Source organism: Sphingomonas sp. SKA58, from assembly GCF_000153545.1.
GTDB classification, from domain to species: Bacteria; Pseudomonadota; Alphaproteobacteria; order Sphingomonadales; family Sphingomonadaceae; genus Sphingobium; species Sphingobium soli.
In genome coordinates, this window is sequence record NZ_CH959306.1 from 605,824 (window position 1) to 621,743 (window position 15,920).

Genomic DNA, 15,920 nt, shown 5'->3' on the forward strand with positions numbered 1-15,920 from the left:
TGCTTCGATACGGGTCTTCGAGGTCGCTCCGCCCCACTCAGCACGAACGGCTGTAAAGAGGTGCGAGCCGCCATTTGTGCCACCGTCCCGGCTGGGCTAGAGCGCGTGAGATAGCCATGCGACCCGATATTCTCAATCCGCTCTTTGCCGAAATTTCCTTGTTCAAGGGGGTAGGGCCGGCGCTGGCCCGTCCGCTGGAGCGACTGGACCTCAAACGCGCGGTCGATGTCGCCTTTCATCTGCCGGTCGGCTGGGTCGATCGTCACCTTACCGATCGGCTAGACATGGCCGATGCGGGGCGAATCATCGGCACGCTGCTGACGCCGGTCGATTATCGCGCCGGTGGCAGCGCGCGCGCGCCGTTTCGCGTGCTGGCGGCGGACGGGCAGGGCAATGGCGTCGCCCTCGTCTATTTCGGGAAGAATAGCGGCTGGCCGCGCAAGCTGTTGCCGCTGAACGAACCCAAATTCGTGTCGGGCAAGCTGGAGGCCTATGGCGAAAACCTCCAGATCGTGCATCCCGACCATGTGCTGCCGCCCGAGGAAGCCGATACGGTGCCCGCGCGCGAATCGGTCTATGGCCTGTCCGAAGGACTGACCAACAACCGGATGCGCGACCTGGCGGCGCAGGCGCTGGCGCGCGCGCCCGACCTGCCCGAATGGATCGAACCCAGCCTGCTGGCGCGCAAGGGGTGGCCCGCCTGGCGCGAGGCGCTGGCCCGTGCCCATGCCGATCCGGGCGATGGACCCGCGCGCGAACGGCTCGCCTATGACGAGATTTTCGCCGGGCAACTGGCGCTGATGCTGGTGCGGCAATCGTCGCGGCGCAGGCGCGGCGTGTCGATCCAGGGCGACGGGCGGCTGCGCGCGATGCTGAAACTGCCCTTCGCGCCGACGGGCGCGCAGCGCCGCGCCATCGGCGAGATTGAGGGCGACATGGCGCAGGCGACGCCGATGCTGCGGCTGCTGCAAGGGGATGTCGGCTCGGGCAAGACGCTGGTCGCGCTGATGGCGCTGCTTAACGCGGTGGAAGCGGGGATGCAGGGGGCGATGCTGGCGCCGACCGAGATATTGGCGCGGCAGCATCATGACACGCTGCGCAAGATGACATCGGGCCTGCCCATTGAAATCGCGATCCTGACCGGGCGTGAGAAGGGCAAGGTGCGCGAAGCGACGCTGATGGGCCTCGCCGACGGCAGCATCGACATATTGGTCGGCACCCACGCCATCTTTCAGGAAGCGGTGCGCTACAAGGCGCTGGGTCTGGCCGTGATCGACGAACAGCATCGCTTTGGCGTCGCGCAGCGGATGATGCTGGCGAACAAGGCCGAACGCGCGCCGCATCTGCTGGTGATGACGGCGACGCCGATCCCGCGCACGCTGACGCTGACCTATTATGGCGAAATGGATGTGTCGCGGCTGGATGAAATGCCGCCGGGCCGCCAGCCGATCCAGACATTGGTCATGGCCGCCAGCCGGCTGGACGAAGTGGTCGATGCGCTCGCCCGCCATGTGGACGGCGGCGGGCAGGCCTATTGGGTCTGTCCGTTGGTGGAGGAAAGCGAGACCAGTGACCAGGCCGCGGCCGAGGCGCGGGCGGAATCGCTGCGGCTGCGGTTCGGCGACCGCGTCGGCCTGGTCCATGGCCGGATGAAGGGGCCGGAAAAGGACGCCGCGATGGAGGCCTTTGCCGGCAACCGCACGCAGATATTGGTGGCGACGACGGTGATCGAGGTGGGCGTCGATGTGCCCAACTCCAGCCTTATCATCATCGAGGGCGCCGACCGGTTCGGCCTGGCGCAATTGCATCAGCTGCGCGGTCGGGTGGGGCGCGGCGACAAGTCATCGACCTGCCTGCTGCTGCGCGGCAACGCCCTGGGCGAAACATCGCGCGCGCGGCTGGCGCTGATGCGCGAAACCAATGACGGCTTCCGCATCGCCGAAGAGGATCTGAAGCTGCGCGGCGCAGGCGAGGTGCTGGGCACGCGCCAGTCGGGCGAGGCGCAACTCAAGCTCGCGACGCCCGAGCATGTCGCGGCGCTGGTGGACGCGGCGCGCGATGACGCGAATCTGCTGATCGAACGCGACGGCGGGCTGGACAGCGCGCGGGGGCAGGCGGCGCGCACCTGCCTCTATCTGTTCGAAAAGGATGCGGCCGTAGGATTGCTGCGCGGCGGGTGACGCGCACGCCAATCGAACCGGCAAGGCGGATAGAAATGTCCTCCCTGATCGTTCCATGCCGGCATCTGTAAAGGAGCGTGCCGTGCGACCATGTGGGTTTCTGGTGGCCGTGCTGGCGCTGGCGGCGTGCCATTCGGCGCCGCAGGCGGGGCAGACCGACGCGACCATCGCTAATGCTGAAACGGAAGTCGCTGCCAGCAATGCCGGCCTGCCCGCACAAGCGCCAAATACGATCCGCGGCACCATGGCACAGGCGGGCGATCAGGCCGGTGCGGGCATGACATCCTCCATGCGCGACTGCCATTTCGAGGTGGACGGCAAGCGGCTGATTGACGGGCCTTGCCGTGTCTTTCCGATGGGAAAGGACCAATATACGCTCAACACATGGGACGGCGGCAAACCGCGCCAGTCGCATTTCGCGGTCGTCACGACGCAGAGCGACGGTCGCACGATCGCGACCTGGAACAAGGAGCCGGATGACAGCCGGGCCTATGACCCGCTGGGCGTCGTCACGAAGCGCGACGGATGCTGGGTGAATGCGCGGACCCGGATCTGCGCCCAATAAGCCCTTCGCGATTCCGTTCATGCTGCGCCTGCGAAACAATTTGCGGGCAATGACGTTGCCTACTTCATGCCGGACATCAGCCTGACCAATATCACGTCGCTGGCCGCGGTTTCCATCGCGCTGTCGGTCGTCGCGGCCTTCCTGATCCACTGGGTGCTTTATGCCATCGCCGTGCGCGTGGTGCGCGCGCGCATGACGCCGATCCTGCTGCCCGCCATCTTTCAGCCGACGCGCTGGCTGGTCGTGCTGTTCGCGCTGGGCGCGGGCGTCCAGCCATTGGAGCTTGGGCCACGGGTGGAGTCGCTCTGGTCGATCGGGTCGAAGATGCTCTTCGCGCTGCTTGCGGGCTGGCTGTTGCTGCGCGTGCTGCGGGCGGTGCGGCAAATGATCGAGAGCCATAGCGACATCAGCGCCGAGGATAATCTCAAAGCGCGGCAGCGGCATACGCGCGTGCGCATCCTCTACCGCATCGCCCAGAGTATGATCGCGGTGCTGGTGATCGCGATGGTGCTGATCGCCATTCCCGGCGTCCGGTCGATCGGCGTGACGCTGGCCGCGTCGGCGGGTCTGGTCGGCCTGGCGGTGGGCGCGGCGGCACAGCCCGCGCTCAAAAATCTGATCGCCGGCATCCAGATGGCCTTTTCCGAACCCATTCGCCTTGACGATGTGGTGATCGTGGAGGGCGAATGGGGCCGGATCGAGGATATCACGCTGACCTTCGTCGCGGTCCGAATCTGGGACGACCGGCGCATGGTGGTGCCGGTGTCCTATTTTCTGGAAAAGCCGTTCCAGAACTGGACGACGAGAACGTCGGACCTGCTGGGCACGGTGTTCTTCTATGTCGATCCAGCGGCTGACGTCGGGCGGATCCGCGACGCCTTCGTCGATGCGGTCAAGGCAAACAGCCGGTGGGACGGGCGGGTCGCCATCCTGCAAGTGACTGACCATCGCGCCGACGCACTGGAATTGCGCGGACTATTGTCCGCGCGCAACGCCGGCATCGCGTTCGACCTGCGATGCGAAGTGCGCGAAGCGGTGATGGACTTTTTGCGTATGCAGATGCCCGAAGCGTTGGTGCGCAGCCGCCATCGGCTGGAGCCGGGAGAGGGCTTTGAACAGTGGGCGCCGCCTACCAGGCCGTCTGCCGCGGCGGAATGAGCGCCATCATCGCGTCATAAAGGCGCGGACTGACGGGCGTCAGAAACTCCATGCCGACCCGGCCATTTTCCGCCCAGCGGATTTCGGCGGCATAATCCTTCACCACCGGCAGCCAGATGGTGATCCGCTCTCCGGTCAGCAGGGACTCGTCCGATCGGCACATCAGCCCGAGCGCCGAGATGTTGATGACCCGCACGCCATGGGTTTGCCCGCGCGCGGTGACGTGGCTGACGAGGTCCACCAGGTGACGCTTAGCCCGACGCTGTTCGACCGACGGGTCGCGCGATCGCATCACATGGTCGAGATTGGCGAAGACCGAGTTAGGCATGGCCGCAAGCCTAAGCATGCGATCATGAACGAGATACGCAAAAACAGGCTTAGCAGCAGGTTAAGCCTTTTCCAGCCATGCCATGATCCCCTTGACGGAGCGGGGTTTTTCCCCGGCGCGCGTCAATCGATGACCAGCCCATGCTTCTTGGCGCCGAAACTCAACTTGTCGCCGGCTTTCAGCAGAACCGCCGGATCGGTAACGACCACGCCATTCACCTTGATCGCCCCTTCGCTCAGCTTCCGGCGCACTTCCTTGTTGGACGTGGCAAAGCCAAGTCCGGTGGTCGCCTGAACGACGCTCAACCCTTCGCTGCCCAGGCTGATCGTTGGCAAATTGGCGTCTGATGCGCCTTCCTCGAACGTCCGGCGCGCGGTTTCGGCGGCTGCGGTGGCGGCGTCCGCGCCATGCGCCATGGCGGTCGCCGCGTCGGCGAGGACTTTCTTGGCGTCGTTGATCTCTGCCCCTTCAAGCCGTTCCAGGCGGGCGATTTCATCCAGCGGCAGGTCGGTGAACAGCCGCATGAAACGCCCGACATCGGCGTCCTGCGTATTGCGCCAGAATTGCCAATAGTCATAGGGAGATAGCGCATCGGCGTTCAGCCACACCGCACCCTTGGCGGTCTTGCCCATCTTGCCGCCATCCGCCGTGGTGATGAGCGGGGAGGTGAGACCGAACACTTGCGTGCCGTCGACGCGGCGCGACAGTTCGATGCCGTTGACGATATTGCCCCACTGGTCGGAGCCGCCCATTTGGAGGCGGCACCCGGCACGCCGCGACAGCTCCAGGAAATCATAAGCCTGCAGGATCATGTAATTGAATTCAAGGAAGCTGAGCGACTGTTCGCGGTCCAGACGCAGCTTCACGCTGTCGAAGCTCAGCATCCGGTTGACCGAGAAATGCTGGCCGATGTCGCGCAGGAAGGGGATATATTCGAGGGCATCGAGCCAGTCGGCATTGTCGACCATGATCGCATCGCTCGGGCCGTCGCCGAAGGTCAGGAAGCGTTCGAACACCCGCTTGATGCTGGCGACATTCTCGTTGATCTTGTCAACCGTCAGCAGCGATCGCGCTTCGTCGCGCAGCGAAGGGTCGCCGATCTTGCCAGTGCCCCCGCCCATCAGGACGATGGGCTTGTGCCCGGCCTGCTGCATCCGGCGCAGCATCATGATCTGCACCAGGCTGCCGACGTGGAGCGAGGGCGCGGTGGGATCAAAGCCGATATAGCCCGGCACCACGTCGCGCGCGGCGAGGGCATCGAGGCCCTGCGCATCGGTCAACTGGTGGATATAGCCCCGCTCGTCGAGCAGGCGCAGCAGATCGGACTGATAATGGCTCATGGCGCGCGCCTGTAGCATCGCAGAGAGTTGACGGAAAGATACCGTTCGCCCCGCGCTTGTCGAAGCGCGCGACTTGTTTCAAGAAAGGTGTTTGAACCGGCTCAGCCAGAACGGATTTTTCCCCCATGTCCCAACCCATCCTGGCCATCGGCCTCATGTCCGGCACATCGCGCGACGGCATCGACACTGCGCTCATCGAAACGGATGGGGAGGGTGCGGTCGCGGCACTGGAATTTCACGCCATGGCCTATGACGAGGGATTTCGCCTGCGCCTGGCCGAAGCATGCCAGCGCGCGATGGCGATGGAACGGCCGGGCTTCGAACCGCTGATTGCATCCGTCGAGGCGGAGTTGACCGAACGCCATGTGCAGGCGGTGGCGGACCTGCTGGGGCGCAGCGGCCATGTCGCGCAGGATATCGGCGTGATCGGCTTTCACGGCCATACGGTCGCCCACCGGCCGGAGCGCGGTTGGACCTGGCAGATTGGCGATGGCGCGGGGCTGGCCGGGGCGTTCGGCATCCCGGTGGTCGCCGACCTGCGCCAGGCCGATGTCGTTGCAGGCGGGCAGGGCGCGCCGCTGCTGCCGGTCTATCACCGCGCGCTGGCTGACGCGCTGGCCAAACCCGCCGCGATCCTCAATCTGGGCGGGGTCGCCAATATCACCGTCATCGGATCGGACGGCGCGCTGATCGCGTTCGACACCGGCATGGCGAGCGGCCTCATCGACAACTGGATGCAGATGCAGGGCAACGCGCCCTATGATGAAGGTGGGGCCTGCGCGGCGCGGGGGCAGGTGGATACGGCAATCCTGGCGACGATGCTGGCCGACCCCTGGTTCGATCTGCCGCCGCCCAAGAGCATCGACCGGGAAGCCTTCTCGATCGAAGCGGTGCGGGGCCTGACCCTTGAGGATGGCGCGGCGACGCTGACGGCCTTTACGGCCGCAGCGGTGGCGCGCGCGATCGATCATCTGCCGCAGCGCCCGGCCGAAATCCATGTCGCGGGCGGCGGCCGGCATAACGCCACGCTGATGGCGATGATCGCCGAGCGGACGGGGGCCAGAGTGCTTGGCGTCGATCATCTGGGCTGGGACGGCGACGCGCTGGAGGCGCAGGGCTTTGCCTATATGGCCGTGCGGCACTTAAAAGGCCTGCCGATCAGCTTTCCCGGCACCACGGGCGCGCCCGCGCCGATGACCGGCGGCGTGCTGTTTCAGCCCTGAACCCGCATCGACGTCAGGGAGAGGCGTCGCGCCATGTTCCCGGCGCCACGCCATCGAGCGTCCAGTCGCCGATGCGCCAGCGCACCAGTCGCAGCGTCGGGTGCCCGACGGCGGCGGTCATCCGGCGCACCTGCCGGTTGCGCCCTTCGCGGATGGTGAGGCTGATCCAGCAATCGGGCACGGTCTTGCGGAAACGCACCGGCGGATCGCGCGGCCAGAGTGCAGGCGGGTCGATCCGCTCCGCCTCCGCCGGCAGGGTCGGCCCGTCCTTCAGGCTCACGCCGGCGCGCAAGCAGGCAAGCGCATCGGACGTCACATCGCCTTCCACCTGCACCAGATAGGTTTTGGGCGTCTTGAAGCGCGGATTGGAGATGCGCGCCTGCAATCGGCCGTCGTCTGTCAGCAGCAGCAGCCCCTCGCTGTCGCGGTCGAGCCGCCCGGCGGGATAGACGCGCGGCACGTCGATGAAGTCCGACAAGGTGCGCCGGTCCGCACCGATGCTGGAATCGGTGAATTGGGACAGCACATCATAGGGTTTGTTGAACAGGATCAGCCGGGCCATGGCGGGTCAGTCCTCTTGCCCGTCTTCGATCATCAGGCTGCCCTGATTGACGAGCGTCACGAGCAGGCCGACGCCCGCAACCATCGACGGATCGAGCGCCAGCGCCGGGTACGCGCAGAGTTGCTGCGCCAATATCGCCAGATCGCCCGCGCAAGGATAGGCGCTGCCATCGACGAACAGCGTCACGCCATCCTCTTCGCGCAGGAAGGCGAAGCGGCTAGCCGGATTGCGCCACAATTGCGCGCCCGCGTCGATCAGGGCCAACAGTTCCTCGGCGGTGACAGGCTCCTCCGGCCGCCAATCCGCGTCGGGATATTTGGGCGTCGTCACATGCTGGCCGAACCAGGCGGCGAAGGCGGACCTGTCGGCCATCGCCGCGATCGTCATCTCGTGCAGCCGCGCGATCGCGTCGGGTTCGATCTCTCCGGGGTTGGCGGCGGGTTGAATGTCGGGATCGGCATAAAGGTCATCGTCGGGCATCTGTGCCGCTAGATGGTCGGCCCATTCGACCAGCATGTCGGGCCGCGACGGCGCGCGAAAGCCGATCGAATAGGTCATGCAATCATCGCCCACCGCAACGCCCTCATGCGCGAAGCCGGGCGGGACATAGAGAATGTCGCCCGGCTCCAGCACCCATTCGTCCGTCGCGGCAAAATCGGGCAGCAGGCGCAGGTCGCGATGCGGGCGCAACGCCGTGTCGCGGTCGCAGCGCTGCCCCACGCGCCAGCGCCTGCGGCCCAGCCCCTGAACCAGAAACACGTCATATTGGTCGAAATGCGGCCCGACCCCGCCGCCGTCGCTGGCATAGCTCACCATCACATCGTCGATCCGCCAGTCGGGGATGAAGCGGAAGGGCGCGATCAGCGCCGCGACATCGGGGGCGTGATGATCGACCGCCTGCACCAGCAGGGTCCAGGGCGACCCGCCCAATGTCGCAAACCGATCGTCGGCGAAGGGGCCATGCTCCAACGCCCAGTCGCCGTCCGTCTGAACCACGATCCGCGATTCGACCCCTTCTTCGCAGGCAAGGCCCGCCAGCTCGTCAGGCTCCAGCGGATTGGCCCACGCGCCCCAGGGGTTACGGATCAGCAGCGGCTGCTTTTGCCAGTGATCGCGCAGAAAGGCTTGGACGTCGAAGGAAGGAAACATGGATGCTCGCGGAACGGGAAGGAATGCGATGGCTTTGCCCGTCGCAGCGGCCGCTGACAAGCGCGACGCAGGCGGGACCGTGCCGGGCACGCCATTGGCTGATGCAGGTTGGGCCGGCGCGGAACCGCGCGGCGCTCCCAACGCTTCCATGTTCATGTTCTTCGATACCCTGCACGGCCTCATGCGCGTCCTTGTCATTTCCGTGCTCGCCTATGCGTGGCTGGTCTTTGTCCTGCGCCTGTCGGGCAAGAGATCGCTCGCCAAGCTCAACGCATTCGATCTGGTGGTCACGGTCGCGCTCGGGTCCACGCTGGCGACGGTGCTGCTGACCAAGGATGTCGCCTTTGCCGAAGGGGCGCTGGCCTTTTGCATGCTGGCGCTGCTGCAATGGATCGTCGCGCAATTGTCGATCCGGTCCTCCTGGTTCAGCGACCTGGTCCGCTCCCGCCCCCGGTTGCTGGTGGAAGATGGCGATTTTCGCGAAGGGGCGATGCGCGACGAACGTGTCACCCGCGCGGAGGTGGAAGCGTCTATTCGCAAGAGCGGCATCGGGCGGATCGAGGATGTGGGCGCGGTCGTGCTGGAAAGCGATGGCAGCATGAGCGTGCTTGAACGATCGGACGGCGCCTATACGGTGCTGCGATCGGTCGTGCGCTGACCGACCAATCGCAGGCGGGGGCGGGACAGGCATGGCGGAACTGCAACTGATCGACTTTGGCATGTTGCTGGTCGTCACGTCACTGGTGGCGATCGTGTCGCGGCGCATCGGGCTGCCCTATACGGCGGGGCTGGTGGCGGCGGGCATCGTGCTGGCGCTGCTGCCGATCGGCATCGACCTGCCGCTGTCGCGCGAACTGATCTTCAACATCTTCCTGCCGCCGCTGATCTTCGAGGCGGCGTTGCAAATGCCCTGGAAGCGGCTGCGCGATCAACTGCCGCTGACGATCACGCTCGCCTTTCTGGGCGTCGCCATTTCGGCCTCGGTGGTGGCGGGTGGCCTTCACTGGTTGCTCGGATGGAGCTGGCTTGGCGCGGCTTTTTTCGGCGTGCTGATCGCCGCGACCGACCCGGTGTCCGTCATCGCCGCCTTCAAGGAGATGCGGGCTGAGCCGCGCCTGGGGATGGTGGTCGAGTCCGAAAGTCTGCTCAATGACGGCGTCGCCGCCGTGGGCTTTTCGATCCTTCTGGGGTTGGCGGGCGGCGGCGCGCTGACCCCTGTCGCGGCGGCGGGCGCGCTTGCCTGGACGGTGTTGGGCGGGATCGCGTCGGGCGGAACCGTCGCCTTCGTCCTCCTGAAACTGGCTGGGCGCACGGAGGATCATCTGGTCGAAATCACGCTGACGACGGTCATCGCATGGGGCAGTTTTCTGCTGGCCGAACATCTGGGCGCATCTGGGGTGTTCGCTGCGCTGGTCGCCGGGGTCATCGTCGGCAATCTGGGTTGGCGGCGCGCCATTTCCGAAAATGGGCGCGGCCATGTGCTCGGCTTTTGGGAATATGCCGCCTTCCTTGCCAATTCGCTGCTGTTCCTGATGATCGGCAGTCATGAGGCGCATCAGCCGCTCGCGCTGGTGTCCGGCGCGCTGGCCGTGGTCATCGCGCTGACGCTGGTCGGCCGCGCGGCGGCGGTCTACCCTATCGCCCTGCTGTTCCGTCCGACCCGTCTGCGCCTCCCCGGTCCGTATCAGCATGTGCTGCTGTGGGGCGGGCTGCGCGGCGCGGTGGGGCTGGCGCTGGCGCTGGCGGTGCCGGACAGCGTGCCGGAGCGTGGACAGATCATCGTGCTGGCGTTCGGCGTCGTCGCCTTTTCGATCTTTCTCCAGGGGCTGACCATGCCGCCGCTGCTGCGCCGCTGGAAACTGACGGGTCAGGATGATCCTGACGATGCGCCGTCGGCCTGACAGTCAAATAAGATATCGAATTTTGCGGCGACTATGCCAAAGCGAGCGATAACCAGCTACGCCGGAGACCGTTTTCACATGCATATCACTCGCCGCGACCTGCTAGCCTCCGGCGCCAGTGCGCTGGCCCTGTCCGCCCTGCCGCCCCGTGCGCGCGCCGCCACCGCCGCGGACGCGCAGGCCGAGGCGCTGCTGGCGCAGATGGCCGAAGCGATGCTGGTCGATGCGCCGGAAACCGCCAGCGGCCTTGGCATCGACACCGGCGCGCGCGCGCCGCTCAAGGCGCGGTTGGGCGACAAGAGCCCGGCAGGCCAAGCGCGCATCGCTGCCCATGTGCGCGACCGGCTGGCGCGGCTGCGCGCGATCGACCTCAATGCGCTGTCGCCCGCGACCCGCACCGATGTGGAGGTGGTGCGCACGTCGCACGAACTGGCGGCGGACGGTTTCGCCTTCCCGTTCGGCGACATGGCGATGATGAACAGCAACTGGTCCTACCGCAACAGCCCTTATGCGGTGGCACAGAATACCGGCAGCTTCGTCGAAACCCCCGACTTCCTCGATTCCAACCACAAGATCGGCAATGCCGCCGACGCGGACGCCTATCTGTCCCGGCTGGAGGCCTATGCCGCCAATCTGGATGGCGAAACGCAGCGCCTGCGCCATGACGCGGGCATCGGCGTCGTCGCGCCCGCCTTCCTGCTCGACAAGACGCTGGGGCAGATGGCGCGGGTGGAGGCGCAGCCCATCGACCAATGGGTGCCCGTCGCCTCGCTGGCCCGCCGTACGCAGGACGTGCCGGGGGACCATGCCGCGCGCGCGCAGGCGATCGTGCGCGACAAGGTCGCGCCCGCGCTCGCCCGCCAGCGCGCCGAACTTCAGCGCCAGCGTCAGGGCGCGACGATGGACGCGGGGGTATGGAAACTGCCGCAAGGCGAAGACTATTATCGCTGGGCGCTGCGCGCGGGCACGACGACGCGCATGACCCCTGATGAGGTGCACAGCCTTGGCCTTGACCAGCTCGCCGCGCTGCAAGGGCAGATGGACGGCCTGCTCAAGGGGCTGGGCATGACCAAGGGTACGGTGGGCGAACGCATGACCGCCATGGGGAAGGACCCGCGCTACCTCTTCCCCAATGACGATACAGGCCGGGCGCAGATCCTGTCCTATATCGACGGGCGGCTCGCCGACATCCGCACCCGGCTGCCCCGCGCCTTTGCGACGCTGGTGCCGGCCAAGCTGATCGTCAAGCGCGTGCCGGTGGAGATAGAGGCGGGCGCGCCGGGCGCCTATGCCGGGGCCGGCTCCATCGACGGCAGTGTGCCGGGGAACTATTATATCAACCTGCGCGATACCGGCATCTGGCCGCGCTACAGCCTGCCGACGCTCTGCTATCATGAAGGGATACCGGGCCATATCTGGCAGGGCGAATATACCTATAAACTGCCGCTGATCCGATCGCTGCTGGCGTTCAACGCCTATAGCGAGGGCTGGGCGCTCTATGCCGAGCAGCTGGGCGATGAGCTGGGCGTCTATGATGGCGATGTCGCCGGGCGGCTGGGTTATCTCCAGTCGATCGCCTATCGCTGTTGCCGGCTGGTGGTAGACACCGGCCTGCACGCCAAACGCTGGACGCGCGATCAGGCGATCCAATGGTTTGCCAGCACCAACGGATCGACGCTGGAGGATGTGCAGGGCGAAGTTGACCGCTATTGCGCATGGCCGGGCCAGGCCTGCGGCTACAAGGTCGGCCATGGCGAAATCGTACGGCTGCGCGGGGACGCGCAACGGGCGCTGGGCGACCGGTTCGACTTTCGCCTGTTCAACGACATGGTGGTGAAGGGGGGCGGCGTGCCGATGACCGTGCTCGCCGCCAATGTCGATGCTTGGGTCAAGGAACGCGGCGGGGCCTGAACCCACGCCGCGCGCCTTCCGCCACGGTCGGGTCCTACATCCCGTCCAGCCCCTTGCTGACCAGGATGTTGACGGACACGCGGCGGTTTTCGGCCTTGCCCTGCTCGGTGTCGTTGCTGGCGATCGGCTGGGCTTCCGACATGCCGGTCGGCGTCAGCATGCGATAGGGTTTCCAGTTGCAATGCTGTTGCAGATAATTGACCACCCGCCCCGCACGCTTCTCGCTCAGCATCTGGTTATACTCCTCTGGCCCGGTCGAATCGGTATAGCCCACGACCAGCAGCAGGGCGTTGTCCATCTGTTCGGCGCTGGCCGCCGTGGCGCACAGATCGCTCTTGGCCTGGGGCGACAATGCGGTCTTGCCGGTGTCGAAATTGACGTTGGTGGTCGCCTTCACATTATATTGATCGATATCGGCAACCCGGCCGCGCAGCGCCTCGGTCGCGGCGCTCTGTTCGGCAAAGCCCTGCGCCGTCCCGTTGCGGATCATCGACGCGGTTTTCAGGTCCTTGTTCTTGAGCGCGATGCGCGTCGCCACCAGCCCCTGCGCGCCCTGCACCGTCTCGACGCTGACGGGCAGACCGTTCAGCAGCGCGTCCGGCCCCAGCGTTTCGCGGCCCAGCCCAAGGAAGCCGCCGCTCGCGCGCACCACGGTCGCTTCCCCGATGGCCACGACATTGTTCGCGCCATCCTCGCCCGTGACCTGCATCTGGTCGCCGCTGCGCGCGGAGATGAAGCCTTCGATCGTCGGTCCCTTGACCGCTTCGGCAGGGGCCGGCTCGGGTTCGGTAATCGTGGCCGACAGGTCGGCCGGCGGCGCGTCCTGCGCGGCCAGCGGGCTCGCCATCGGCCCGGTGAGCAACGCACATGCCAGCAGCGCGGCGCCTCCCTTTGACGTGATAGACATGGGTGATCCTCCATCCTCTTGAATAAGCCCGTCCTGCCTGTTCCGGCGAATATTGCCGATTGATGAATGAACGACGCGGCGCGCGCCAGTCTGCCGGTCATGCGAGCGCCCGGTGAGGCGAACGGAGGCCATTCCCGGCGCGGGCGGCGGCATGACCCCAATTTTTTGGGGTGGCTGCGATTGGGCCGGGGGCTTAGGCATGATGCCCATGAGCATATCTGTGGAAGAGGCCGTTCTCGCGCTCACCGAGAAGGAGAAGCAGACGTTGCGCCTGATGGTGCGCGGGCATGACGCCAAGTCGATCGCGCGCAGCCTGGGCCTGTCGGTCCACACCATCAACGAACGGCTGCGTGACGCCCGGCGCAAGCTGGCGGTGTCGAGCAGCCGGGAAGCGGCCCGGATGCTGCTGAACGCGGAAGGGGCCGATGCAACGTCGGGACCCCCCGAAAATCTGGGGGACAGCGAAATCGGGGCGGACAGGACGGCCGCGCCGGGGGATGAGCAGACAGCGCCGATGGACGGCGCGGGGCAGGCCAGCCGCCGGCCCCTGATCCTGACAGGAGTGATGCTCATGACCCTTATCCTTGGCCTGCTCGCCATGACGACCCTTTCCCCCGATGGCGCGACGACGCAGCCGGCCGCGACCCAGGCGCAGGCGCCGCAAGATGCCGAACTGGTGCAAAAGGCGCGCGCCTTCCTGACGCTGGTCGACGCCGGCCGCTGGGACGAGAGCTATCGCCTGTTCGGCCCCGCTTTCCGCAAGCTTAACACACCGCAGGTATGGGCTTCCGTTTCGGACAAGGTGCGCGTGCCGCTGGGCGCGGTATCCTCCCGCCAGTTCCTGAGCCAACAGGAACTGCCCGCCCCACCGGCCGGCTACACCGTCATCAAATTCCGCACCGATTTCGCCGCCAAGCCAAACGCCGTCGAAACCGTCACGCTGGAACAGGGCGATGCAGGCTGGCAGGTGGTGGGCGTGACGATAGAGTAGCGAAGGGGCTTCTACGATATCTTGCGTGTTGGGAGCGGATGTTCCAATCAATAGTGATGTTCGATGATGTGTCGGTTCGGGTCTGGATATTGTTCGCGATTGCAATCGCTGCGTACGGACCTGCACTTTATATCTTTAGATACCTCACCGACACGCCGCTTCGACGAGATATTACCTCCGCTCCTAAAGACTATGGTTGGCGATCGGTGGGCCGTGTCCCGTTAAGTGGTGTAACAGCGTCACCGTTGGGGCGTGAAGCGGAGGGAGCGTAGCGACCGGAGCTTCATGCCCCAACGGTGGCATGGCTTCTGTCTAGGCGGCCATCGCCAATCTTCGGTAGAGTTCGGGTTGCGAAACCAATGAACCTATCGGAGACGACGATGACCACAGACAGAATGGCCCTTATTGAGCTGGTTGAAAAGGGCGCTGATGCGGATCTCGTTCGCGAGATGTTGGCATTTGCCGCTGAGCGAATGATGGAAGCTGAAGTGCAGGTGCTGACTGGCGCCGCGCATGGCGCTCGCGACCCTGCCGGGCGACAGGTCCAGCGCAACGGCTATCGAGAGCGTTCCTGGGAGACCAGGGCCGGCCACATCGAACTGGAGATCCCGCGGCTACGCAAGGGATCGTATTTCCCATCCTTCCTTGAACCCCGTCGGACTGCCGAGAAGGCGCTGACGGCGGTGATCCAGGAAGCCTATGTCCAGGGCATTTCGACGCGATCGGTCGATAATCTCGTGAAGGCCATGGGCGCTACGGGCATCTCCAAGAGCGCCGTCAGCCGACTGATCCAAGAGATTGACGAACGGGTTAACGCTTTCCTCAACAGGCCAATCGAGGGCGAATTCCCTTATCTGTGGCTCGATGCGACCTACATCAAATCGCGCCAGGGTGGCCGGATTGTGTCGACCGCGACGATAATAGCTGTCGGTGTCAGCAACGATGGCCGCCGCGAGATACTGGGCGTCGACACCGGGCCAACCGAGGCCGAAACCTTCTGGAAGGGCTTCTTGCGCTCTCTTGCCGATCGCGGGCTCCGGGGCGTCAAGCTTGTCATTGCAGACGATCACAAGGGCCTACGCGCCGCTGCCAGCAAGGTTTTCCACGCAACCCAGCAACGCTGTCGGATTCATTGGATGCGCAATGCGCTCGCCCATGTTTCCACTAAGCAGCGTGCTGCCGTCACCGCCATGATCAAGACAATTTTCGCGCAGGAAACTGCTCAGGAGGCTCATAAGCAATGGCAAACAGTCGCCGATGCCCTGCGTGATCGCGCTCCCAAACTTGCTGAGATGATGGATGGCTCCCGCGAAGACGTCCTCGCTTACACAGCCTTCCCGAAAGAACATTGGCCGCAGATTTCCAGCACAAATCCCCTGGAACGTCTCAACGGAGAGATTAAACGAAGGTCCGACGTTGTCGGCATCTTTCCCAATGACGCGGCCATTGTACGCCTCGTCGGAGCCCTCATGCTCGAACAGCAGGACGAATGGGCCGTGGCTCGCCGATATATGACACTTGAAAGTCTCGCCACCGTCAGCGACAATCCCCTCATCAGTTTGCCCGGCGTGGCAGCCTGATCCAGTCCGATCCTCTACCGAGGATACCCGCTGTTACACCATCCCCCGGGACACGATCCGATCGGTGGCGCAATTTAGACGCAATTTTTTCATTCTCGCTGGTTTGATCTCACTCAGTTTATTCA

At 65.3% G+C, this 15,920-nt stretch carries 14 protein-coding genes; 9 read left to right on the forward strand and 5 right to left on the reverse strand.

The genetic code is table 11. The features are described from left to right. The first annotated feature begins 116 nt into the window (after positions 1 to 116). The 3 genes from recG to SKA58_RS03445 all read left to right on the forward strand — a co-directional run bounded on the left by recG (position 117) and on the right by SKA58_RS03445 (position 3,903). Positions 117 to 2,180, forward strand: coding sequence for an ATP-dependent DNA helicase RecG (recG, locus tag SKA58_RS03435; RefSeq protein WP_009820955.1), 2,064 nt, complete (start codon positions 117 to 119; stop codon positions 2,178 to 2,180). Between the two features lie 55 nt (positions 2,181 to 2,235). Next, complete coding sequence (locus tag SKA58_RS19095; protein ID WP_232209356.1) at positions 2,236 to 2,745, forward strand: hypothetical protein; 510 nt, start codon at positions 2,236 to 2,238, stop codon at positions 2,743 to 2,745. Between the two features lie 66 nt (positions 2,746 to 2,811). Then, positions 2,812 to 3,903 (forward strand): mechanosensitive ion channel family protein, encoded by a 1,092-nt coding sequence (locus tag SKA58_RS03445; protein ID WP_009820957.1) that lies wholly within the window; start codon positions 2,812 to 2,814, stop codon positions 3,901 to 3,903. Here the strand turns inward: SKA58_RS03445 and SKA58_RS03450 are convergent. Further along, positions 3,875 to 4,231 carry a PilZ domain-containing protein gene (locus tag SKA58_RS03450; protein WP_009820958.1) on the reverse strand — a complete coding sequence of 119 codons (357 nt, stop codon included), beginning with the start codon at positions 4,229 to 4,231 and terminating at the stop codon, positions 3,875 to 3,877. The two genes, SKA58_RS03445 and SKA58_RS03450, sit on opposite strands and share 29 nt — an antisense overlap. 122 nt (positions 4,232 to 4,353) lie before the next feature. Continuing rightward, positions 4,354 to 5,571 (reverse strand): tyrosine--tRNA ligase, encoded by a 1,218-nt coding sequence (gene tyrS, locus SKA58_RS03455; RefSeq protein ID WP_037542520.1) that lies wholly within the window; start codon positions 5,569 to 5,571, stop codon positions 4,354 to 4,356. A gap of 125 nt (positions 5,572 to 5,696) precedes the next feature. Between tyrS and SKA58_RS03460 the strand changes: the two genes are divergently transcribed. Further along, positions 5,697 to 6,794 carry an anhydro-N-acetylmuramic acid kinase gene (locus tag SKA58_RS03460; protein ID WP_009820960.1) on the forward strand — a complete coding sequence of 366 codons (1,098 nt, stop codon included), beginning with the start codon at positions 5,697 to 5,699 and terminating at the stop codon, positions 6,792 to 6,794. 13 nt (positions 6,795 to 6,807) lie between these two features. Here the strand turns inward: SKA58_RS03460 and SKA58_RS03465 are convergent, their stop codons facing one another. Continuing rightward, positions 6,808 to 7,356 (reverse strand): rRNA large subunit pseudouridine synthase E, encoded by a 549-nt coding sequence (locus tag SKA58_RS03465; protein ID WP_009820961.1) that lies wholly within the window; start codon positions 7,354 to 7,356, stop codon positions 6,808 to 6,810. Between the two features lie 6 nt (positions 7,357 to 7,362). Beyond that, positions 7,363 to 8,505 carry a cupin domain-containing protein gene (locus SKA58_RS03470; RefSeq protein WP_009820962.1) on the reverse strand — a complete coding sequence of 381 codons (1,143 nt, stop codon included), beginning with the start codon at positions 8,503 to 8,505 and terminating at the stop codon, positions 7,363 to 7,365. 28 nt (positions 8,506 to 8,533) lie between these two features. On the opposite strand from SKA58_RS03470, the gene SKA58_RS03475 reads away from it, so the two are divergent. The 3 genes from SKA58_RS03475 to SKA58_RS03485 all read left to right on the forward strand — a co-directional run bounded on the left by SKA58_RS03475 (position 8,534) and on the right by SKA58_RS03485 (position 12,317). Next, positions 8,534 to 9,163: a DUF421 domain-containing protein gene (locus SKA58_RS03475; RefSeq protein WP_232209357.1), complete on the forward strand. Its 630-nt coding sequence runs from the start codon at positions 8,534 to 8,536 to the stop codon at positions 9,161 to 9,163. Between the two features lie 31 nt (positions 9,164 to 9,194). Continuing rightward, positions 9,195 to 10,406, forward strand: coding sequence for a cation:proton antiporter (locus SKA58_RS03480; RefSeq protein WP_009820964.1), 1,212 nt, complete (start codon positions 9,195 to 9,197; stop codon positions 10,404 to 10,406). Positions 10,407 to 10,484: 78 nt separating this feature from the next. Beyond that, on the forward strand, positions 10,485 to 12,317 hold the full coding sequence (locus SKA58_RS03485; RefSeq protein WP_009820965.1) for a DUF885 domain-containing protein: 1,833 nt from the start codon (positions 10,485 to 10,487) through the stop codon (positions 12,315 to 12,317). 34 nt (positions 12,318 to 12,351) lie between these two features. On the opposite strand, the gene SKA58_RS03490 is transcribed toward SKA58_RS03485, so the two are convergent. Next, on the reverse strand, positions 12,352 to 13,224 hold the full coding sequence (locus SKA58_RS03490) for an OmpA family protein (RefSeq protein ID WP_009820966.1): 873 nt from the start codon (positions 13,222 to 13,224) through the stop codon (positions 12,352 to 12,354). Positions 13,225 to 13,432: 208 nt separating this feature from the next. On the opposite strand from SKA58_RS03490, the gene SKA58_RS03495 reads away from it, so the two are divergent. Beyond that, positions 13,433 to 14,215, forward strand: a complete 783-nt coding sequence (locus SKA58_RS03495; RefSeq protein WP_037542525.1) for a helix-turn-helix domain-containing protein — start codon at positions 13,433 to 13,435, stop codon at positions 14,213 to 14,215. Between the two features lie 380 nt (positions 14,216 to 14,595). Then, on the forward strand, positions 14,596 to 15,795 hold the full coding sequence (locus tag SKA58_RS03500; protein ID WP_037542386.1) for an IS256 family transposase: 1,200 nt from the start codon (positions 14,596 to 14,598) through the stop codon (positions 15,793 to 15,795). The last annotated feature ends 125 nt before the right edge of the window (positions 15,796 to 15,920 follow it).

Coding starts and splice junctions, on each gene's coding strand:
- SKA58_RS03495 (WP_037542525.1), top strand. CDS start 13,433: ATGAGCATATCTGTGGAAGAGGCCGTTCTCGCGCTCACCGAGAAGGAG.
- SKA58_RS03490 (WP_009820966.1), bottom strand. CDS start 13,224: ATGTCTATCACGTCAAAGGGAGGCGCCGCGCTGCTGGCATGTGCGTTG.
- SKA58_RS03450 (WP_009820958.1), bottom strand. CDS start 4,231: ATGCCTAACTCGGTCTTCGCCAATCTCGACCATGTGATGCGATCGCGC.
- recG (WP_009820955.1), top strand. CDS start 117: ATGCGACCCGATATTCTCAATCCGCTCTTTGCCGAAATTTCCTTGTTC.
- SKA58_RS03445 (WP_009820957.1), top strand. CDS start 2,812: ATGCCGGACATCAGCCTGACCAATATCACGTCGCTGGCCGCGGTTTCC.
- SKA58_RS03485 (WP_009820965.1), top strand. CDS start 10,485: ATGCATATCACTCGCCGCGACCTGCTAGCCTCCGGCGCCAGTGCGCTG.
- SKA58_RS19095 (WP_232209356.1), top strand. CDS start 2,236: ATGCCGGCATCTGTAAAGGAGCGTGCCGTGCGACCATGTGGGTTTCTG.
- tyrS (WP_037542520.1), bottom strand. CDS start 5,571: ATGAGCCATTATCAGTCCGATCTGCTGCGCCTGCTCGACGAGCGGGGC.
- SKA58_RS03465 (WP_009820961.1), bottom strand. CDS start 7,356: ATGGCCCGGCTGATCCTGTTCAACAAACCCTATGATGTGCTGTCCCAA.
- SKA58_RS03470 (WP_009820962.1), bottom strand. CDS start 8,505: ATGTTTCCTTCCTTCGACGTCCAAGCCTTTCTGCGCGATCACTGGCAA.
- SKA58_RS03480 (WP_009820964.1), top strand. CDS start 9,195: ATGGCGGAACTGCAACTGATCGACTTTGGCATGTTGCTGGTCGTCACG.
- SKA58_RS03500 (WP_037542386.1), top strand. CDS start 14,596: ATGACCACAGACAGAATGGCCCTTATTGAGCTGGTTGAAAAGGGCGCT.
- SKA58_RS03460 (WP_009820960.1), top strand. CDS start 5,697: ATGTCCCAACCCATCCTGGCCATCGGCCTCATGTCCGGCACATCGCGC.
- SKA58_RS03475 (WP_232209357.1), top strand. CDS start 8,534: ATGGCTTTGCCCGTCGCAGCGGCCGCTGACAAGCGCGACGCAGGCGGG.